We start from the raw sequence: 20,433 nt of genomic DNA, 5'->3' as shown, positions 1-20,433 counted from the left end.
CACTAAAGTCCGTACATTCCACCTGCATAGCAGGTGGTTTTTTATTCCTGCATAATAAATGCCGTTAGGCCTACGCCAAACGGCATTTTTCTGACTATTTTCAAAATATAAAATGGCTTTCCCCAAGAGCCTCCGCTTATCTTGCCAGGATTTCTTCTTTTCTTTCCAGCAATTCATCCGACAGAATCATAGCTTCCGCTTTATCAAAGCCCACTCTTGCGATCGTATCAGATAAACGTTCGCCGGCATTGCCCTGATCCTTGAAGAACAGCATTGTTTTTTCTACAACATCCAATACTTCCTCTTTTGATGTGAACAGCTTGCTCATTTCATGGCCCTGGGCGATCTTTTTGCCCCATCTGCCGCCCAAGGTTACCTTATAGCCTGTCACTTCTTCTGTCATGGCATGGAACGGGCATTTCATCAGTGTGACACATCTGCCGCATTTGATGCATTTTTCTGTATCAAAATTCAGTTTTTCACCTTCTGCCTTTGTTGCCGCCCCCATAGGACAAACCTTTGCCACCACACAGATCTTGCAGCTCTTGCATTTTTCTGCATCGAACTGGGGCTTTCTCTGGCCGATGATGCCTAGGTCGTTCAATTCGGGTTTTACGCAGTTGTTGGGACAGCCCCCTGTTGCCACTTTGAATTTATGGGGCAGTTTTACATCATTGTAGCCCAGGAAGAAACGATTGTGAATTTCTTCACTCAATTCATAGGTATCATACAGACCATACTGACAGGTGGTACCCTTGCAGCTTACGATAGGTCTGATCTTGGCACCTGTGCCCCCTACCATCAGGCCGCCTTCTGCCATATATGCGATGAAATCGTCGATCTTATCATAGGGAATGCCCTGCACTTCAATGGTCTGGCGTGTGGTCATGGCCATTTCGCTGCTGCCGAATTTTTCAGCGCCTTCCGCAATACGATGAGCCTCCGCTGCTGTGATCTTGCCGTTTCTGGTAATGACACGGGCATTGAACAAATCTGTCCCCTTCTGCTGCAGGCAGCCCATGCCTTTTACTCTTTTGATGTCGTCCTTGCTTACTGTTACGCCCATAACGATCCTCCAAAAAACTTTTTTCTACTGCACATTTCTACTATATTATATAAGGATAGCTTCTTGCCGCCTCTGTGGTATAGCATACTCCCGTTTTTTGATAAAATCAAATTATTATTCTTTATAAATCAATAAAATTTTATTATTGATTGATGATATTTTCACAATGTTTACGGCACACAGACAGGGCAGCTTTCCTTCCCATTGAAATGCCCTGATAAATCCGAGAAAGTTTTATCTCTTCAGACTTTTCAGATATTTTTTGTCCTCAGCAGAAACACGGGCAGACTCACAAGCTTTTTGAATAAATTTGTTGAAGGTCCAGTCATCCAGATGATGATGGGAGAGATATTCCCTGCAAATTTCCCGTTCCTTTGCCCAAGCCGTCGCCAAAAGCCACGCTTGCCCCATGCGAACATAGTAATGCTCTGAATGAATGGCATCTATCCGCTCCAAAACCGCTTCCATATCCCCCGGTGTCAGGTAATGGCTCAGCATCAGAATGATGCCCACCCGGACAGCCCAAGGATTTTCCGATTTTAAGTACTTTTCGATGTATTGAAAAAATTCCTTCTCGTGACCTTTCAGTTTTTTCTTTACAGAAGAACAGAATACATCGCAATGGGCCCAGTTTTCCACCAGATGCTCTGTGTAATAGTCGCAATAGTGCAGGAAATCCGCATAGGGCACAGGCATCGCCGCCGCAACCAGCCCATAAAGCAGCCGTTCCTCATAGGTTTCCCTGCCGCAGAAGCGCAGAAATCCTGCTCCGTCCTCCTTGGCGATCTTTGCTGCTGTTTTCCGCAAAAAAGGAACCCGCAGCCCGATTACGGGCAATTGGGAACAAAGCAGCTTGGCATTGAATTTTTTATATTCCTCTTCTCCCTGTGAAAACAATTCATTCCGAAAGGCTGCATAGGTTTCTTTTGTCCAGTTTTCCATCAGGCTTACCCCTTTCCTGTTTCTTTGATGCGCTGCAAAGCTGCGGCATATTTTTTTAACCGCTGATGATCCTTTTCCGTAGGGTTGGGGATGCGGCTGATATCCATATTATCCATCAGGTCAGCATACTTTACTCTCGCCGCTAACGGGTTTTTGCAGACTTTCTCGATATACGCCATATATTCCTCCCCCTCCCGGCGGGTCAGGCAGGAAACAGCTTCCATGATTTCTGCCGGAAATCCTTCCTTTTCCAAATCCTGCGCCGTATATTCCGTATCTTCTAAAAGATCGTGGAGGATGGCAACAATTTTTTCCTCCAAGGTCTCACATTGCAGCATCACCCGCACAGGATGCAGAATATAGGGCTGACCGCCTTTGTCCACCTGCCCCGCATGTCCTTTTGCTGCTAAAATCATAGCTTTTTCCAGCATTCTTCCACCCCTTTTTCTGCTTCTTCTTTTCCAGTATATCTTTCATAAAATTTTGTGTAAAGGAAAAAAAATGCAAACTTTTTTCTCCTCTTTTTACATCTATTCATTAAAGAAGTGTCCACAGAACGCATACTTTCATAATAAACAAATGGTTTCATCTGCACTTTGGGCCATCCCATAAAAAAAGCCTTTGCTTTCAGGCAGATTTTTCTGAAAAATTTAATATTTTCTTCAAAGTTTTTCGATAGAAAATATGCTATGATATGGATATCTACATGATTCGACAAAAATCCGTATCATATTAGGAGGGGACTTTTATGATCTATTATTTCAGCGGCACCGGCAATTCCTACGCGGCGGCAAAAAAACTGGCCGAAGGTCTGGGCGAAGATCTGATGGATATTGCGCTGGCAGTCCGGGAAGGCAATGATACCTATACCTTGGAGAAAGGGGAACGGCTAGGCTTTGTCTTTCCTGTTTACGCATGGGCGCCTCCCAAGGTCGTAATCGATTTTGTAAAAAATCTGAAATTATATTATACCGGCGAGCCCTATATTTTCGCAGTCTGCACCTGCGGCAGTTCCGTTGGCAAAACGATGGATATTTTCGAAGATGCCCTGGAAGAAAACGGCCTTGTGCTGGACAGCGGCTTTTCCGTGGTGATGCCCGATAACTGTGTCATCCTGTTTGATGCGGAAACAAAAGAAAAAACTGCCCAAAAGCTGGAAAAAGCAGAAAAAACACTGGACAATATCCTCCGAGCCATCCGGCTGAACTGGAGTGGTTTTTTCCGGGTGAAACGGGGAAAAGGCGGCAGTCTTTTGAGCACTGTAGTGAACCCTGCTTTTACCAAAGGCATGAAACCCAAAGCTTTTTATGTTACCAACGACTGTATCGGCTGCGGTCAGTGTGAACGCATCTGCACCAGCGGCTGCATCGCCGTGACTGCAGGCAAGCCCGTCTGGACAGAAGATACCTGCAATATGTGCCTGGCCTGCATCAACCGCTGTCCTGTCCAAGCCATCCAATACGGTAAGAAAACAGCAAAACGAGGCCGTTATATCCACCCCATCTATCAGACAGGAGAGACCAACAAATGAAACCGAAACGCATCTTTGCTTTCTTTTTGATGAGCCTGCTGTTCCTTTTCTGCTGTGGCTGCAGCGCCACCAGTAGCGGGCTTTCCATGCTCAATCATAAAAAAATTACAGAACTGACCTTAAAAGGGGAAACCTATTGGGCAGCCTATCAGGAACACCAGGAAGTGGGGGAAGCTATCAGCATCGTGGATTATCAGAAACCCCTTTCCTATGTTCTGCAATATCCCCAAACAGGGCATACTGCTATAGATGACCGTATCGAGGGTATCGTCACGGAAATCCGCAATGCTTTCGATCAGGAATTTTTGCCCGGAGAAACGCCGGCAGGCGAAACAGATTCCGGCAAAAAAACAGAAGCTGTACTATATCTGGGCTATGAATCCTATCTGACGGATAATGACCAAATGAGCCTTGTATTTTTTGAGACCCACGAAACGGCGGATACCCTTTCTCCCCATACCCGTATCCAGATCTTCCATTTTGATCTGAGCAGTGATACGGAAATCCCCGCAGAAGAATTGATGTGGGAAGATTTTGCGAAAAACGCTTCTGCTTATACACAAAAATATTTCACCACCACAGAACCCTACAACGAAGGCCTCTTTGGCAACTATGCAACACTCCTCGCCCCGGATGCCGGCCGTTTCGACCGTTTTGCCTTCACCGCAGAAGGTGTCCTGTTCTATTTCGACCGGTACGATCTTTTTCCCGGCAGCTATGGCATCGTCCGCCTGACCATCCCCTATGAGGATATGCGGACAAAAATTGAAACACCCAAGGAAGAAATCTTCATCCCCACTGAAATCTCTCATAAAAAAATGGTGGCTCTGACCTATGACGACGGCCCGAACCCCATTGCCACAAATGCCATTTTGGATACACTGGAGCAATACGGCGCAAGGGCTACTTTCTTTGATTTGGGCTGTCTGGTGGAAAAATATCCCGATGTGGTCAAACGGGAAGCGGCTTTGGGCTGTGAAGTGGGCAGTCATTCCTACGATCATAAAAATTTCAGCAAGCTGACTGCCGCAGAAATTTCTGCCGATCTGCAAAAAACAGCCGCTGCCTTTCAAAAGGCCCTCGGCAAAGACCCTGCTGTTTTCCGCCCTCCCTATGGTGCCTGCGATGAAAACGTAAAGAAACAGATCTCCATGCCCATCTATCTTTGGTCTATCGACACTTTGGACTGGAAGAGCCGCAATGCTAAGGCCGTTTTAGATGTGGTGAAATCTTCCGGCGATCTGGATGGAAAAGTCATCCTGCTGCACGGTATTTATACCTCCACCGCGGAAGCTACCGCTGTTTTGGTGCCTTACCTGCAGGGGCAGGGCTATGAACTGGTCACTGTTTCAGAACTGATTCAGGCAAAACATGGCGAAACTCCCGCCAGCGGGAAAATATATGGATACTCCTATTTTCAGTAACAGGCAAAACAATAAAAAACAGACCCATTATCCCCCTTGGAGGGCTTTGGGTCTGTTTTTTATTCTTTCACATCTGGATTCAGTTCATGCCATTTGCGATGATGGTCTTTCATACATGCAAACGTTTCTTCACTGAGGATATGCTCCATGCGGCAGGCATCTGCTAAAGCAGTTTTTTCGCTGACGCCGATATCCATCAGCAGATGAGAGATCACACAATGCTTCTCATAGGTTCCTTCTGCAATTGCCTGTCCCTTTTCCGTCAGCACGATCCGGCCTTTATCTTCTATCTGCACATATCCTTCCGCTTTCAGCTTTTTCATGGCATTGGAAATGCTCGGTTTGCTGAAGCCCAGTTCCGTTGCCACATCCACAGAACGGACATAACCTGTTCTCTGATTCAGTACATAAATGGTTTCCAGATAATTCTCCATGGATTCCTGTGTTTTCATATGCATCTCCCGCCTTTCTTTTCATATGTTAACAAAAAAGCTGCCGTTTGACAATATTTTTCTGAACTGCCATATATTTTACGGGTTTTTTTAAAAATTCTATGGATTTCATTGCAATTTTTTATTGATATTTCTTTTAAAATCATGTATGATGTACTTAAGAAAAAACGATAACTGAGGCATCAAACACGTTGTTGTTTTGATGCCTTTCTTTCCAAATCATATGTTTTACTATGCTTGCTTCTGTAGTTTGAGGTTTTTCTCCTAACTTCAAACTATTTTGAATCAAACTTTTCATCTCTTCTTGTCGTTGCTTCCCAAGCGCAGAAAGACGCCCCCTTACTGTTTTTCTGCGTGGCAATGACAACCCTTAGCGGCGTCTTCTCCCCCAAGAAGGCGCCGTTCCCCTTTTCATTCAAAAATTCATTGAAAAAAAGTTTATTCTAAGCCCTTTTTCACTGTACGAAATTAACCTTCCCCTTCTTCCTCCCTTATAGTATGATAGAGTTACAAAAATTTGAGGGAATAAGAGGAAAGAAGGGATTCTTATGTACAGAACATTATATAGCCCCCAAGGCGGCCGCATCCTTTTGGATGGCCGTGAAGTCATCAATATGGCATCCAACAACTATCTGGGCTTGGCAAACCACCCGGCAGTGGTGGCTGCCTCCAAAGAAGCGCTGGAAAAATACGGCGTTGCAACAACCGCCAGCAGAAATATCTGCGGCAACTATCCTGTTCATGATGAACTGGAAGAAAAACTGGCAAAATTCAAAGGGGTAGAGGCTACCCTGGTATTTAACTGCGGCGTTTCCGCCAATTCAGGTCTGATTCCCCAGCTGGTGGGCAAAGGCGATTTCATCTACAGCGATGAACTGAACCACGGTTCCATCATTGATGGCTGCCGTCTTTCCGGTGCGAAGATCAAGGTTTTCCGCCACATGGATATGGCCCATCTGGAAGAACTGCTGAAAGAACCCGTAGAGGGGAAAAAATTGATTATCACCGATGGTGTATTCAGTATGGACGGCGATCTGGCACCCCTGCCCAAAATGGCAGACCTGGCAGATGCATACGGCGCAATGCTGGTGGTAGATGATGCCCACGGCGATGGGGTAATGGGCCCTGCCGGCAGGGGTACCGTTGACCACTTTGGTCTGAGAGACCGTATCAAAATCGAAACAGGCTCCCTTTCCAAGGCATTCGGTTCCGCCGGCGGCTTTGTGGCCGGCCCCAAAGAATTTATCGAAAGCCTGCGCCCCAAGGCAAGAAGCTTCATCTTCACCGCCTCCCCTATGGCTCCCTGCCTGACAGCAGCGGCAGCAAAAGCGGTGGATCTGGTCATGGAAAACACAGAACTGGTAGATAAACTCTGGGAAAACCGTAATTATTTTGCAGACCGTCTCGGCAAACTGGGTCTGAATATCGGCACATCCGTGACCCCCGTTATCCCCGTCATCGTCGGCGATGCGGAAAAGGCCCAGAAGCTGAGCCAGATGATGTATGAAAGAGGCGTTTATGCCCAGGCATTGCAATTCCCTATGGTGCCCAAAGGCACAGCCCGCCTGCGTACCATCCTTTCCGCCGATCATACCAAAGAAGATTTGGATCAGGTTGTAGATGCACTGGAAGAATGTGCAAAAGAACTGGGGCTGATCTGATGCCATAAAAATAAAACAGAGAGAACCCCTTCTGAGATTCTCTCTGTTTTTTATTGCATTTTTCTGCCCCCTTGCATTTTCAAGAAATCAGGAACTTTTTCCTCCTGCCTGCGTCTGAAAGATATCAGAAGAAAAATTTTCCAAGGAGGATATGATTATGAAAAAACACAGCGTATTTGCCTGCACCCTTTGTGCATCCATACTGCTGGGCATGACAGCCTACGCAGAAGAACCCATGACCATTGAATCCCCCAACTATCAGGCAGACGCCCTAGTGCAGGAGGATACTGCTTTTATCCCCCTGCGTCAGGCGGCCGATGCCCTTGGCTGCACTGTCACTTGGGATAAAGCTGCCCGTTCCGCTTTGCTTGCCAATGAAATGCGTCAAATGGGGATCGAAGAAGGCCAAGAACTATATACTTCCGCCCCTGCGCAGGAAGGAATGGTAGGAATGCCCGCACCCCAGAAAATGGGTGCCGCTTTCATCGATGAAACAGGCAGACTGTTCGTTCCTGCAGAGGTGTTCTCCATTCTCATCGGATATGATGTGACTGTTGATGGCGGCAGTGTCACCATCGTTCCCCAAAAATAAAAAAGACCGTTTTGCCGCTAGGCAATAACGATCCTATTTTATACAATCAAAATTTATCCTTTTACAAAAAAGGGCGAAAGCATCCGCTTCGCCCTTTTGTTTTCTTGATTACTTTCTGCCGTATTTCTTGTTGAATTTTTCAACTCTGCCGCCAGCTTCCAGAAGCAGTTTCTGGCTGCCTGTGTAGAAAGGATGGCATTTGGAGCAAACTTCGACTCTGATTTCGTCCTTTGTAGAACCTGTTACGAATTCATTGCCGCAGTTGCATCTTACTGTTACCTGTTTGTATTCGGGATGGATACCTTCACGCATTTTTTTCACCTCATTTTCCATATTCGTTGATCAATAATCTATGTTATTTAAAGACAACAAGGGTATTTTAGCATAATCGCAGCATTTTTGCAACCGAAAATGTCTCACAAATCTATACTGCAAAAATTTATGTGGAATCTGCACAGGGAGCCTCTCCCCAAAAGGCCGATTATACATAATATTCCATAGGGCAGAAGCCCCAAATTTCCTTATTTCTCATGCAGGCCCAAGGTTTTTTCCCAAATAGGCAGGCGTTCCATAAATTCCTGATTGTTTTTTGTTTTTCGCATCAGGTCGAAAAAGCCTTCTGTCATATCCGTATGGCTCAGGGTGGTTGCCATACGGCGCAGGGCATAGTTACATTCCAGCTCTGCAGGGGTAAAAAGCTTTTCCTCCCGCCTTGTGCCGGATTTGATGATATCCACCGCAGGGAAAATGCGCCGTTCCGCCATGCGCTTATCCAGCACCAATTCCATGTTGCCGGTGCCTTTGAATTCTTCGAAAACCACCTCGTCCATCTTGCTGCCCGTATCCACCAGAGCCGTAGCAAGGATCGTCAGGCTGCCGCCGTTTTCAATATTTCTGGCTGCCCCGAAAAACCGCTTAGGCATATAGAGAGCCGCCGGGTCCAGACCGCCGGATAAGGTGCGCCCGCTGGGGGGAATGGTCAGGTTATAGGCACGGGCCAGGCGGGTGATGCTGTCCAATAAAATCACCAGGTCTTTCCCCTGCTCCACCATGCGCTTTGCCCGTTCCAGCACCATCTCCGTCACCTTTTTATGATGCTCCGGTTCTTCATCGAAAGTGGAATAGACGATCTGCACGTTTTCTCCTTCAATGGAACGCTGGATATCCGTCACTTCTTCGGGGCGTTCATCAATCAGCAGTACGATCAGATGGACTTCCTTATGGTTGCGGGTGATGGCATTGGCCATCTTTGTCAGCAGGATGGTCTTACCCACTTTGGGCGGCGCAACGATCATCCCCCTCTGCCCTTTCCCAATGGGGGCGATCAGGTCTATAATACGCCCGGAAAGCTCATCCTTTTCCGTTTCCAGCCGCAGTTTTTCCTCGGGATAGATGGGGGTCAGGTCCTCAAAATTGGGGCGGCGGATTGCATGATCCGGCCTGTCCCCATTGACCGTCTGCACATAGATCAGCCCGCCAACCTTTTCCCCTTCCCGGGCAGGGCGGACATTACCTTTCACATTATCTCCGGTTTTCAGATTAAATCTTCTGATCTGAGCAGGAGAAACGTAAACATCATTGGCACCAGGCAGGCAGTTTTCCGCCCGCAGAAAGCCATATCCATCGGGCAGGACTTCCAGAATACCCTCCCCGATTTCTCCATGCTCCATGATTTTTTCTTTTTCTGTTTGTTCCTGCGGAATTTCAGTCTTTTCGTCGGATTTTTTCGGAGAAAAACCGCAAGCAGTCACCCGCTGGGCAGGAAGATGTCTCCCTGCGGTTTTCACAGGGAGTTCTTCTTGCCCAGCGGAGGACTGCTTTGCTTCGATTTTCTCTATCAATTCACTTTTTTTCAGGCCGGAAATGGAGGAAATCCCCATTTCCTTTGCCTGCATTCTCAATTCCGCAAGAGTTTTCTTTTCCAATTCACTCATGCTGTTCTCCTGTTCTTATTTGGGAATCTTGATTTTATTACCGGGTTTCAAAGGATCGCTTTCCTTCATCCCATTCGCATCCAGAATCTTCTGATACTCTGCGCCGTTGCCCAGTGTTTTCTGGGCGATGGTCCACATCGTATCCCCTTCCTGGATGGTATATTCTGTGGTAGAGCCGCTGGCTGCGGAAGATGTGCTGCTTTCACTGTTCTTTTCTGTATCATCCTCTTCGCTGTCAGCTTTTTCTGCGCTGCCGTTGGGGTTTTTCAAGCTGTCCAGCTCTTCTTCCAGCTGCATTTTTTCCAGCTGGATATCTTCATATTTTGTTTTATATTCTTCGGACTGGGACAGTTGATTCTGTGCTTCTTCCAGCTTGCTGTTCAGGCTTACGGTACGGAAGATCAGGAAGATGATCAAAATCAGCGCAACAATGCCCAAAATGATTGCCAGTTTGCTTCTGCCGCCGCCGAAATCATCATCATAATCATCATCATAAAGGCTGTCCAGATGTTCCTGTTTTGCCCGTTCCTCAAAGTCGATATCTTCGTAGCGGGGGCGGTTATCTCTTCCGTCTCTGCCCATATCTTCAAAGGGCATAGGTTCCTTTTCTTTTCTCGCCTTTCTGCCGCGCTTCGCGGGAGCTGCGGTTGTCTGTAGAGTCACTTCCTCCACGATTTTGGATTTTTTGCGGGAAGGAATCACACTGACATACTGAATGCCATCATCATAATCATCCTGATCCATTGTATTCCCAACGGGTGCGGAAGTATGCATCTCTTCGGAAACGATTCCTGTATTTCTTGCCCGGCGGGAAACATAGCGTGTGGGTTCTCCTTCCTGCTGGGGCGCTTTGCTCACTTCGTTGATCTCACTCTTCACCTGCTGCATTCTAGCCTCTCTGACCTCTTCCACATCCTCTCTTCTCTGGGGGCGGCGGGCACGGTATGCTGTTGCTTCGGTATCGTCATTTCTGCCCATCAGGGGATGGGTCTGCATCAGGATATCCACAACTTCCTTGGGCAGATCGTTGTACAGATCTTCGTAATAGCCTTTATCTGTCTCACTCATTCCCCTGGAGCCATTTGTATTTTCAAATTTATCATCGCTCATGTGATTACCTCCAAAATATATCTTAAAGATTTCTCTTTCGCTGCAAATCTACATAATTCCTGCATTCTATCTTATATATTCTACAGTTTAATCGCAAAAGTGTCAACCAAAGCAAAGGAATTTCAAACTTTTGTAAGAAATGCCTAACCCTGCAGCAACAGAAAAAGCAGGTTTTCGAAAATCTACTTGCGAAAAACCTGCTTTGCTGTCTTGGATTGGGCATTCAGCCGCCATTGCTGCCAGTTCCTGGCTCTGTTCTTATTTCACAGAAAGGACTGTATTCACATCAGCGGACTGGGGCACATATTCCAGCGTCACGCTGCTGCCTGTCTGTTTTTTCAAAATTTCCAGGTGTTCCTTTACTTTTACTTCAAACAAGGCATCATTGCCTTCCAGCATCAGATACCAATAAGTGTTCCCTTCGGAAACGATATCCTGCATCATGGTGATGGTGCCGGTAATGGTCTGGGCTTTGGAAGTATCCACTGTTTCGATGCCGCTGCCTGCCATCAGATTGCGGTAAGCCTTTTCACATTCCCCAACGGTATCCCCAATGGCAACGATCTGATATTTCTGAATATTTACCATAGCGTATTTCTTTACCAGCCCCGCATTATCCTTTAAGGAAAGGAAATAGGTTGGTTCATCGGCAATATTCAGCAGGATCGGGAAGGTTGCCTCGTAATTCAGATGCTGTACCTGCCCTTCCGCGGAGGACATGGCAGAGATTTCCTTGGCACCGGAAATCTGATAATACTTCGTTTCCTTGGTGCGGGAATTCATCAGAACAAAGCCAACGTTAGATTCATCCCCGCCGATGGAAGTAACACCGGTGTACACCCAAACATCATCATCCAAAGCGATATAGTTATACCCCTCTGTGGACATCAGGCAGCCCCTTTGCCCGAAGATGCTGTTGATATAGCCATTTTTCAATGTGCCATAATAATCATACTGTTCGATCAGCAGAGCGGAATCGTATACCTTATCTACCCAAGTAGGTACATCCGCTACGTCATAATAGGTATGCTCTCCGCTGATAGCGTTGATGATGATGGCCCCTTTGATATCCGTACCGCCGAAAAGGCCGATGGTCTTATCTTCCACGGCGCATACCCAATAGGGCACGCCGTCATCATTGATCTCAAAATTATAGGAATGGATCATCGCTGTGGGGTAGCGGAACCGAATGTAGCGGTTCAAATTTCTGCCGAAGTGCTCAAAGGGCGAAATTTTGATCCCCTCTTCCAGCTTGATGAGGTCTACATCCTGGGTAGTCATATCAATGCTGATATAAGCAGGGATGCCGGTGCTCCGGTTGGTGAACCATTTGATGATATCACCATATTGCAGAGGTGTCACACGGACAGGCTTGCCCTGAAAATTGATCTGATTGAAATAAGGGCTGACCTCATATTGGGAAACCATATCTACCATGCTGCCCATTTCCCGTTCCGCCAGCCTTGCCGCGGAATCGCTGTCCAAAATGGGAATCTGGTCATAATCCACTTCGTGGATATCGTTGGCAAAATCCCCCGTCTGCACATCCAGCAGCTGATGATAGGCCGATGCCCGCAAAATGGGTGAGGACAGCAGCGTCCCTACGCCATACACAATGCAGAGGGCAACCGGAAAGGCCAACAGTCGTTTTGCCGTTTTCCATCTTTCGCCCCGCTCCACAGGGTCACCATTCCGCTCCAAAAACAGAACCTTGAAAATAGGCCAGAAATTCAGCACCAGGCCAATGGCAATGGCAACTACAAAAAACATCCAGCTTTCCTCTGAATGGATATTCAAGGCAGGCAGATAATAATAATACATCCCACCCCAGATCAGCAACGTCAAAATAATGAAAATTGTGCGGGTTTTTTTCACTTTCTCCTCCTCCAGTTCATAAAAAGTTTAGAAATTTGGCGAGTTTCTCCTCTTTACATCTCACCGCCAATTGAATATACTATACTATAAATCCAGAAGATTGTATAGTAATAAAACTGACCGTTTCCTTGTGAAGGCATAAGGGAGTGATAATATGAAAATAGAAAGAATCAGTGAAAACCAGCTGAAGCTGACGCTGACAAAAGATGACCTGATTGAAAGAGATATCCAACTGGAAGATCTTATCACACCGTCGGAAAAGACCCAGAAGCTGTTCCGCGATATTATGGAACAGGCCCTGGATGAATCGGATTTTATTTCCGAAAATACCCCCCTGATGGTGGAAGCTGTTCCCGCAGGGGCAGATGGCATCATGATCATCGTAACAAAGGTGACAAACAAAGAGAAGAACGCAAAAGCCAGCGGAGATCTGCTCAGCCAGGCACAGGAAATGCGCCGCTGGAAGAAAAAGCCTCTGGATACCATGGAACATGGGGAGGAGCAAAATTCCAATATCCTGATCTATTCCTTCCCCGCATTGGATGATGTCATCAACGTGAGCCTGCGTCTGGATGGCACCTTCAAAGGCGAAAGCGCTGTTTACAAAAACGAAAACAAGTATTTCCTTGTATTGCAGGGGGATACATATCCTGCAGAGGAATCCTCTGAAGAATTGGAACTGGTATTAAAGGAATACGGTCAGAAGCACGTCTCTACGCCCTTGGCGAAATATTATCTCCTGGAGCATGGGGAAACCATCATCGGAGATAAGGCTGTGAAGGCGCTGGCAAAGACTTTTGGGTAAGAAAAAAGACCACTTTGTGGTCTTTTTTTACTCTCTATTCCAGGCCATTCTTTCTAATTGAAGCCCTAGCGGCTTCGGAAGTGCTCGAAGTACGCCCAGTTGGGCGAAAACGGGGGTCAATGAATCTCAGTACTCATCCCCCATTTTCCTCTTGCACTGCTTTCCCTCTTTCTGCTATAATGCTCCTAGTTTGAAAATTTCCCGGCGGAATTTTTCAACCAGACAGTTCGAAACCATCCTGTCTATAAACAAAACTAGGGACCCAACAACACAATCACTCTGTATTTTGGCACCCTATTTTGGTGTGCCTTTTTTGTTTGGTTCCCTTTCTATGAAAGGAGACTTTACTATGGCAGAAAACCCCATCCGTTACAGCATCATCGAAGAAAAAAATCCAAGGGAGATCCTCATGCTCCGCGGGAAAGGCTGCGCCTGGAAACGCTGCACCTTCTGCGATTATCACTTGGATGCTTCTTTGGATGAAGCAGAAAATTTCAAGATCAATCTGGCAGAGATTGAAAAAGTAACCGGCAAATATCATCATCTGGAGGTCATCAATTCCGGCAGCTTCTGCGAACTGGACGCCAATACCATGGACGCCATCCGAAAAAAATGCAAAGAAAAAGCCATCCACACCATCCATTTTGAGACCCACTGGATGTATCGCAGAAAAATTCAGGAACTGCGGGACTTTTTCGGCGAAATCGGCACAACGGTAAAAGTAAAAATAGGCGTCGAGACTTTTGACGAAGCCTTTCGGGAAACCGTCTTTCAAAAAGGCATGCCCCATGCCACAGCAGAGGATATCGCAGCCTGCTGCGATGAAGTCTGCTTGCTTTTCGGCATTACCGGGCAAACGGCGGAATCCATGCGGCAGGATATTGAAACAGGTCTTGCCCATTTCGAGCGGGTCTGCGTCAATATCATGGTACCCAATACCACCCGCATCATTCCCAATGAAGCTGTCATCCGCCTGTTCAAAGAAAAGCTTTACGACCATTATATAAATAACCCCAGGGTGGATATCCTGCTGAACAACACAGATTTTGGTGTAGGGGGTGAAGAAAATGCCGAATGAACTGCTTCTGATCCTGACACTGCTGCTGACCTTCAGCGCTGTTCTGGTATTCTATAAACTCTTTGGAAAAACAGGGCTCCATGTCTGGACTGCCATAGCCACCATCACCGCCAATATCGAAGTGCTGATTCTTGTGGAAGCCTTCGGCATGGAACAGACGCTGGGCAATGTCCTCTTTGCCTCCAATTTCCTTGTTACGGATATCCTGAGTGAACTGCATGGCAAAGAAGATGCAAACAAAGCGGTAAATATCGGCATCGCCGCTTCCATCGCCTTTATTTTTCTCTCCCAATCCTGGTTCCTGTATACCCCCGCAGCCAATGACTGGGCATCCGAAAGCATCTATGCTATTTTTTCCAACACCCCAAGGCTGATGCTGGCAAGCCTTCTGGTCTATGCCATCTGTCAGAAATTCGACGTATGGGCATACCATAAATGGTGGGCCTTTACCCAAAAGAAATTTGGCGACAAAGAACGGTTTTTATGGCTGCGAAACAACGGCTCCACCCTGGTTTCCCAGCTTTTGAACACTGTCCTTTATACCTTTGGGGCTTTTCTGGGCACCTATGAACTGGAAACACTGCTCAGCATCTGCATTTCCAGCTATCTCATTTTTATCGTGACCAGCTTGGCAGATACGCCCTTTGTTTATCTTGCAAAAAAGATGAATTAAAGCTCAACTAAAAAATCCCCTGCTCTTTCGAGTACAGGGGATTCTTTTTTATTCCGCTTCGATTTCTTCCAGAAATTTATACAGTCCTTTCAGCCTGCCCCATTCCTCTGCCAGATATTGGGGCAGTTCCGGGGTAAAGAGGATATCTTCCATACCGCCTCTGGTACAGATGATGATATCCTTCTTTTTATACCAGCTTTGCCCCAGCGGGTCGAGGGTCTCATTCTTGATTTTCTTATATTCCTCCCCTTCCAGTTGGAACAAGGGGTCTTTGTCCACTTTTTTGGCAAGCCGTAGGAACGCCCCGGGGTTGCTGTTGATCTTTTTACGAAATGCTGTCAGATATGCGGGAGTTGCGTGCCAAAAGCCCAAGCCATGGGTATAGCCTTCCGGCTGCAATTCAAAATAGAAAGTCGGGCGCAGCTTCCATTCTGTGCCGTGGAGCTTTTCATCATACAGCACCACCCAGCGGCAGGCACGGTAAGGGCTTTTATCCTTACTATAACGGATATCCCGGTTGATGCGGGAAACGGAATAGTGCATCTTTTCCCCGCAGAACAGGGGGCTCAGTTCCGCCAAATCTGCCGCAAGTTTATCAAATGGTTCTTTCAGGACGGCTTTATAGCGTTCTCGGTTCTGGTCCATCCATTCCTTGCTGTTATTCATCCTGAGTTCCCAAAGGAAATCTATGGTTTCCGGCAAAAAGCCTTCAAATCTTTTCATATCTTTCACCTCGGTATCCATTATAGCACATCTTCGGGACTCTGTCCCGAACCCTGGCAGGGAAATAATTTCCCTGCACCCTTATTTGCCTGCGGCGCAAAAAAGACTTGGGATAAATCCCAAGCCTTTTTCCGTTCATCTTAGATTTATATTCCCCACACAAACGCAGTTTGGGCGGAAGTATAGGGTTCTAGGGGGATTATCCCCCTAGCGGGGCAGTAGGGTGGAACCCCACGGTCTTAAAATTCCATTTTTTCTTTCAGGTAGGATACCAGATCAGCGATGGGCATTCTTACCTGTTCCATGGTATCTCTGTCACGTACTGTTACGCACTGATCTTCTACGGAATCAAAGTCGTATGTGATACAGAAAGGAGTACCAACTTCATCCTGTCTTCTGTAACGCTTACCGATAGAACCTGCATCATCATAATCGCAGTTGAATTCTTTTGCCAGCATTGCATATACTTCCTGGGCCTGTGCATTCAGCTTTTTGCTCAGGGGCAGAACAGCCGCTTTGATGGGTGCCAGTGCGGGGTGGAAATGCATTACTGTTCTGACATCGCCTTCGCCCACTTCTTCTTCATCGTAAGCATCACACAGGAACGCCAGTGTCACACGGTCTGCACCAACAGAAGGTTCGATGCAGTAAGGTACATATTTTTCATTCTTTTCCTGATCGTAGTATGTCATATCCTGACCGCTGGTGTTCTGGTGGCAGGTCAGGTCATAATCTGTTCTATCTGCAATGCCCCACAGTTCGCCCCAGCCAAAGGGGAATTTATATTCAATATCTGTTGTGCCCTTGCTGTAGTGGGAAAGTTCTTCAGGAGAGTGGTCTCTCAGTCTGATATGTTCTTCTGTCATGTTCAGATGCAGCAGGAAATCCTTGCAGTAATTTCTCCAGTAATCCAGCCATTCCAGGTCAGAACCGGGTTCGCAGAAGAATTCCAGTTCCATCTGTTCAAATTCTCTGGTACGGAAAGTAAAGTTACCAGGTGTGATTTCGTTACGGAAGGATTTACCGATCTGACCGATACCGAAGGGCAGTTTCTTTCTGGAGGTTCTCTGTACGTTTTTGAAGTTTACAAAGATACCCTGTGCTGTTTCAGGACGCAGATAAACCACGTTTTTCGCATCCTCTGTAACACCCTGGAAGGTTTTGAACATCAGGTTGAACTGACGGATATCGGTGAAGTTATGAGCACCGCAGGAAGGGCAGGCAACCTGATTGTCGTCCACGAATTTTTTCATTTCTTCGTTGCTCCAGCCGTCTACGACCACTTCAGGCATATCGTGGGCTTTCATGTGGTCTTCGATCAGTTTATCTGCACGGAAACGTTCCTTACATTCCTTACAGTCCATCAGAGGGTCGCTGAAACCGCCAACGTGGCCGGATGCTACCCATGTCTGGGGGTTCATCAGGATGGCACAGTCAACGCCAACGTTCATGGGGTTTTCCTGGATGAATTTTTTCCACCATGCTTTTTTCATGTTATTTTTCAGTTCCACACCCAGAGGGCCGTAATCCCATGTATTTGCCAGACCGCCGTAAATTTCAGAGCCGGGGTAAACAAAGCCTCTGTTTTTTGCCAATGCTACGATTTTTTCCATAGATTCTACTGCCATTTGAAATTCCTCCTAACTAAGAAAGTAATAAGTGATAGTTTCGAAGGACGAAAGATATAGAAAAAGCCTTCATCCCTCGCTGGTAGGCAAGGGACGAAAGCTCTAAAGTTCTTCCGCGGTTCCACCCTCGTTGACCGATGCTGGCTGCACCGACCCTCTCTTGTGAATCCTGCTCCAAAGCGCCCTTCTCTGTTTCCGACTGCCACCTCACACCGACCGATGGCTCTCTGAAAATCCTCCGCAGATACTCCTCTTCTTCAACGCAGGTTTTATGAAGTTGCAACCTATGATAACGCTTTCTGAAACCAAAGTCAAGGGGAAATCTTGCACGATTTTCCATACATTTTCTTTCCGCGGCGCACAGATTTCCACAAAACATGAACAAAATTTCAGCCGCTACGCAAAAAAATCGCGGGTTTTTAGCCTGAGATCCATATGTATGTCCATATAACTCCGCAGAATGACAGTCATCTGCTCCAAGGCTTCTTCGGAAAGGTTGAAGCCGAAAACCGCCCGCCCTTCCTTTTCCAAAACATGGGCAAAAGCCTTTCGCACGGCGTCATACACAAAAATACTATTCTGGGTACGATGCTTGGCGCAGTAAAACGCACCTGTTCTGCCATCGAAGTATAAATCGCCTTCCCTTTCCCCGCAGATATTGCATTCCTCCGGGGCGAAAAGCCCAGAAATCTGCAATAGTTTCAGTTCAAAAATACGGGAGACCAGCTTTGGCGGCAGCGTGCCTTTATCCATAACGAGAAAGGCGTAATACAGCAGCTCCAGCACCTCATCCTGCTCCATCCCTGCAGGGCAGCAGCGATCCGTCAGCTCTGCCAGATACATCGCTTCGGAAAATTTATCCATATCCATCCGCAGGCCATAAAAGCTATTCAGCAGCTCCGCCTGCGTAATAGAGTAAAACCCCTTGCCCTCATAAACCACAAAATCGGCATAGCAGAACAGCTGCGTCGCCGCCAAAAGCCTGCTTTTGGCATTGCGCGCCCCACGGGCGGAAAGAACCACACGCCCCAAGCCCTTCGCCAGAAGGACGATCTGCTTGTTGCTCTCGCCTTTCATTTCTTCCCGTATGACAATGCCCCGCAGCTTTTCTGTTCCCATAGCCGACCTCGTTTTCGTTTTAATAAAATTTTTTATATCTGGATGTTTCTTCTATGCGGCGGCGAGGGTTTTCCGCCTGCTCCGTCAAATATTTGCGATAGCGCAGGTAATCCTCCACCTGCCCTGTCTGCAAAAACTTCTGCCAATATGCCCGTTCCTGTTCACTCATATCAATCCATCCCCTTTCATGGGGATAGGATGTGAAAAAACCGCCCCAGCCATACTGCCAAAATACTGCCAAAAAGACCGCGGGGCTCTGCCCCGCCTCCCCGCAAGGGTCTCAGACCCTTGACCCGATACTTTCGCGAAACTGCCGTTTTGCGAGAAATAAAAATCGAAATCCTTCACAAAACGCTAGTTTTGTGGCATACCCGGGTCGAGGGGGCGGTGCCTCTTCGCGGGGGTATTGAGGGCAGCGCCCCCAAGTTCTTTAAATATTTTTCTTGTCGTAGCCGAAGTTCTTCAGCAGGAAATCGCTGTCCCGCCAATCCTTCTTCACCTTCACCCAAAGCTGCAAATAAATAGGCGAACCCAGCAGCCGCTGCATATCATATCTGGCAGTAGAGCCGATGCGCTTCAGCATAGAGCCCTGCTTGCCGATGATGATACCCTTATGGGAATCCCGTTCGCAATAAATCGTCGCCTGCACATCTACCATATCCTGATTAGGGCGTTTCTTCATGGACATGATCTCCACCGCAATGCCATGGGGCACTTCATCCTGCAAGAGATACAATGCCTTTTCCCGAATGATCTCCGCCGCAATCTGCCGTTCGGGCTGGTCTGTCACCATATCCCCGGGAAAATACTGAGGTCCTTCCGGCAGGTATTTTTTGATGACCTCCAAAAGCTCTCCTGTATTTCTGTCCTTCATGGCAGAAATGGGCACCACATCCGCAAAATCATACAGCTTATTATATACAGAAATGACCTCCAGCAGGGTATCCCGTTCCACGGTGTCGATTTTATTGATGACCAAAACAACAGGTGTTTTTACATTTTTCAGGCGTTCCAGCACATACTGATCCATAGCCTGAACCTCTGTAGTAGGCTCAATCAGCATCAAAACCAAATCCACTTCGTTGAAGGTCGTTTCCGCGGAGCGCACCATATATTCCCCCAGCTTGGATTTGGGCTTATGGATACCGGGTGTATCCAAAAAGACACACTGAAAATCCTCCTTCGTCAGGATGGAGGTAATCTTGTTTCTTGTGGTCTGGGGTTTGTGGGAAGTAATGGCAATCTTTTCCCCAATCAGGCAGTTCATCAGTGTGGATTTGCCTACGTTAGGTCTGCCGACAAGGGAGACGAAACCGGAGTGGAATTTTTTCATTCAGTCTCTACCCCTCTTTCTTTCAGCATAGCTTTCTGTTCTGCTAGGAAAATTTGGTCTTTTTCTTCCCAGTCTTTTGCCATATCCAGCAGCAGCATATACTGCAGCCATCTTTCGTTCTTTGTATCAATATCTTCCTGGGTCAGCCCTTTGATGAGACACAATGCCTGATAATATTTCATGCCGTTTTCTGCTGTCATATATTCGGATTTCATTCCCAGAACCACATGAATTTTGTTGGTATTGGGCAGACGATATCTTCTGATATCATCCTGCATATTGATTGCGTCCCGTCCCATCATTTTTGCAAATTCACAGGCTGCTTTATAGTGGGCAAGCAGTTCTGTTTCTGTAATTTTTACACGGAACGCACCCCATTTTTCGATGATGTACTGTTCCACTTCCTCCATGGTTCTGGCATTGGGTTTCACTTCAATATCTGCAAATTTTGCTTTCAATGCTTCGATGCCGTTCATGTTTCTTTCCT

At 46.9% G+C, this 20,433-nt stretch carries 21 protein-coding genes; 7 read left to right on the top strand and 14 right to left on the bottom strand.

The genetic code is table 11. The features are described 5' to 3' along the window. Window positions 1-136: 136 nt before the first annotated feature. From ACI39P_RS03445 to ACI39P_RS03435, 3 genes are all read right to left on the bottom strand, one after another. On the bottom strand, window positions 137-1,066 hold the full coding sequence (locus tag ACI39P_RS03445) for a 4Fe-4S dicluster domain-containing protein (RefSeq protein WP_439719295.1): 930 nt from the start codon (window positions 1,064-1,066) through the stop codon (window positions 137-139). A gap of 234 nt (window positions 1,067-1,300) precedes the next feature. Continuing rightward, a complete protein-coding gene (locus ACI39P_RS03440; protein ID WP_439719294.1) occupies window positions 1,301-2,008 on the bottom strand; it encodes a DNA alkylation repair protein in 708 nt (235 codons plus the stop codon). 5 nt (window positions 2,009-2,013) lie between these two features. After that, window positions 2,014-2,439 (bottom strand): GTP pyrophosphokinase, encoded by a 426-nt coding sequence (locus ACI39P_RS03435; RefSeq protein WP_439719293.1) that lies wholly within the window; start codon window positions 2,437-2,439, stop codon window positions 2,014-2,016. Between the two features lie 317 nt (window positions 2,440-2,756). Here ACI39P_RS03435 and ACI39P_RS03430 point away from each other — a divergent pair, with 317 nt between their 5' ends. Beyond that, the gene (locus tag ACI39P_RS03430; RefSeq protein ID WP_439719292.1) at window positions 2,757-3,539 is read left to right on the top strand and encodes an EFR1 family ferrodoxin; all 783 of its coding nucleotides are present in this window, start codon (window positions 2,757-2,759) and stop codon (window positions 3,537-3,539) included. After that, window positions 3,536-4,963 (top strand): polysaccharide deacetylase family protein, encoded by a 1,428-nt coding sequence (locus ACI39P_RS03425; protein ID WP_439719291.1) that lies wholly within the window; start codon window positions 3,536-3,538, stop codon window positions 4,961-4,963. Before ACI39P_RS03430 ends, ACI39P_RS03425 begins: the two co-directional genes overlap by 4 nt. A gap of 59 nt (window positions 4,964-5,022) precedes the next feature. Here the strand turns inward: ACI39P_RS03425 and ACI39P_RS03420 are convergent, their stop codons facing one another. Then, window positions 5,023-5,415: an iron dependent repressor, metal binding and dimerization domain protein gene (locus tag ACI39P_RS03420; RefSeq protein ID WP_439719290.1), complete on the bottom strand. Its 393-nt coding sequence runs from the start codon at window positions 5,413-5,415 to the stop codon at window positions 5,023-5,025. Window positions 5,416-5,963: 548 nt separating this feature from the next. On the opposite strand from ACI39P_RS03420, the gene ACI39P_RS03415 reads away from it, so the two are divergent. Together ACI39P_RS03415 and ACI39P_RS03410 are read left to right on the top strand one after the other, a co-directional pair. Further along, on the top strand, window positions 5,964-7,076 hold the full coding sequence (locus ACI39P_RS03415) for an aminotransferase class I/II-fold pyridoxal phosphate-dependent enzyme (RefSeq protein WP_439719289.1): 1,113 nt from the start codon (window positions 5,964-5,966) through the stop codon (window positions 7,074-7,076). 157 nt (window positions 7,077-7,233) lie between these two features. Beyond that, a complete protein-coding gene (locus tag ACI39P_RS03410) occupies window positions 7,234-7,668 on the top strand; it encodes a stalk domain-containing protein (protein ID WP_439719288.1) in 435 nt (144 codons plus the stop codon). A gap of 108 nt (window positions 7,669-7,776) precedes the next feature. Here the strand turns inward: ACI39P_RS03410 and rpmE are convergent, their stop codons facing one another. The 4 genes from rpmE to ACI39P_RS03390 all read right to left on the bottom strand — a co-directional run bounded on the left by rpmE (window position 7,777) and on the right by ACI39P_RS03390 (window position 12,587). Further along, entirely contained in the window at window positions 7,777-7,980 is a 204-nt protein-coding gene (gene rpmE, locus ACI39P_RS03405; RefSeq protein ID WP_320790501.1) for a 50S ribosomal protein L31, read from the bottom strand. A gap of 209 nt (window positions 7,981-8,189) precedes the next feature. Continuing rightward, complete coding sequence (gene rho / locus ACI39P_RS03400) at window positions 8,190-9,602, bottom strand: transcription termination factor Rho (protein WP_439719287.1); 1,413 nt, start codon at window positions 9,600-9,602, stop codon at window positions 8,190-8,192. A gap of 15 nt (window positions 9,603-9,617) precedes the next feature. After that, a complete protein-coding gene (locus ACI39P_RS03395) occupies window positions 9,618-10,712 on the bottom strand; it encodes a LysM peptidoglycan-binding domain-containing protein (RefSeq protein ID WP_439719286.1) in 1,095 nt (364 codons plus the stop codon). Between the two features lie 258 nt (window positions 10,713-10,970). Further along, entirely contained in the window at window positions 10,971-12,587 is a 1,617-nt protein-coding gene (locus ACI39P_RS03390) for a CvpA family protein (protein ID WP_439719285.1), read from the bottom strand. Between the two features lie 154 nt (window positions 12,588-12,741). Between ACI39P_RS03390 and ACI39P_RS03385 the strand changes: the two genes are divergently transcribed. The 3 genes from ACI39P_RS03385 (at window position 12,742) to ACI39P_RS03375 (ending at window position 15,143) form a co-directional block, all read left to right on the top strand. After that, window positions 12,742-13,392: an adaptor protein MecA gene (locus ACI39P_RS03385; protein ID WP_439719284.1), complete on the top strand. Its 651-nt coding sequence runs from the start codon at window positions 12,742-12,744 to the stop codon at window positions 13,390-13,392. A gap of 349 nt (window positions 13,393-13,741) precedes the next feature. Continuing rightward, window positions 13,742-14,470, top strand: coding sequence for a radical SAM protein (locus tag ACI39P_RS03380; protein WP_439719283.1), 729 nt, complete (start codon window positions 13,742-13,744; stop codon window positions 14,468-14,470). After that, window positions 14,460-15,143, top strand: coding sequence for a queuosine precursor transporter (locus ACI39P_RS03375; RefSeq protein WP_439719282.1), 684 nt, complete (start codon window positions 14,460-14,462; stop codon window positions 15,141-15,143). The genes ACI39P_RS03380 and ACI39P_RS03375 overlap by 11 nt, the downstream gene beginning before the upstream one ends. A gap of 48 nt (window positions 15,144-15,191) precedes the next feature. On the opposite strand, the gene ACI39P_RS03370 is transcribed toward ACI39P_RS03375, so the two are convergent. From ACI39P_RS03370 to ACI39P_RS03345, 6 genes are all read right to left on the bottom strand, one after another. Then, window positions 15,192-15,866, bottom strand: coding sequence for a DUF2461 domain-containing protein (locus ACI39P_RS03370; RefSeq protein WP_439719281.1), 675 nt, complete (start codon window positions 15,864-15,866; stop codon window positions 15,192-15,194). A 239-nt stretch (window positions 15,867-16,105) separates the two neighbouring features. Beyond that, window positions 16,106-17,494 carry a glycine--tRNA ligase gene (locus tag ACI39P_RS03365; RefSeq protein ID WP_439719280.1) on the bottom strand — a complete coding sequence of 463 codons (1,389 nt, stop codon included), beginning with the start codon at window positions 17,492-17,494 and terminating at the stop codon, window positions 16,106-16,108. Window positions 17,495-17,890: 396 nt separating this feature from the next. Beyond that, window positions 17,891-18,613, bottom strand: a complete 723-nt coding sequence (recO, locus tag ACI39P_RS03360) for a DNA repair protein RecO (RefSeq protein ID WP_439719279.1) — start codon at window positions 18,611-18,613, stop codon at window positions 17,891-17,893. Between the two features lie 19 nt (window positions 18,614-18,632). Next, on the bottom strand, window positions 18,633-18,782 hold the full coding sequence (locus tag ACI39P_RS03355) for a hypothetical protein (RefSeq protein WP_439719278.1): 150 nt from the start codon (window positions 18,780-18,782) through the stop codon (window positions 18,633-18,635). A gap of 261 nt (window positions 18,783-19,043) precedes the next feature. Then, window positions 19,044-19,946 (bottom strand): GTPase Era, encoded by a 903-nt coding sequence (gene era, locus ACI39P_RS03350; RefSeq protein ID WP_439719277.1) that lies wholly within the window; start codon window positions 19,944-19,946, stop codon window positions 19,044-19,046. Next, complete coding sequence (locus ACI39P_RS03345) at window positions 19,943-20,422, bottom strand: hypothetical protein (RefSeq protein WP_439719276.1); 480 nt, start codon at window positions 20,420-20,422, stop codon at window positions 19,943-19,945. The genes era and ACI39P_RS03345 overlap by 4 nt, the downstream gene beginning before the upstream one ends. Window positions 20,423-20,433 lie beyond the last annotated feature (11 nt).

Source organism: Anaerotignum sp. (genome assembly GCF_051877975.1).
GTDB lineage: Bacteria > Bacillota > Clostridia > Lachnospirales > Anaerotignaceae > Anaerotignum_A.
Note: the sequence above shows the minus strand (reverse complement) of the source record. Positions and strands in the feature narration are given on the sequence as shown.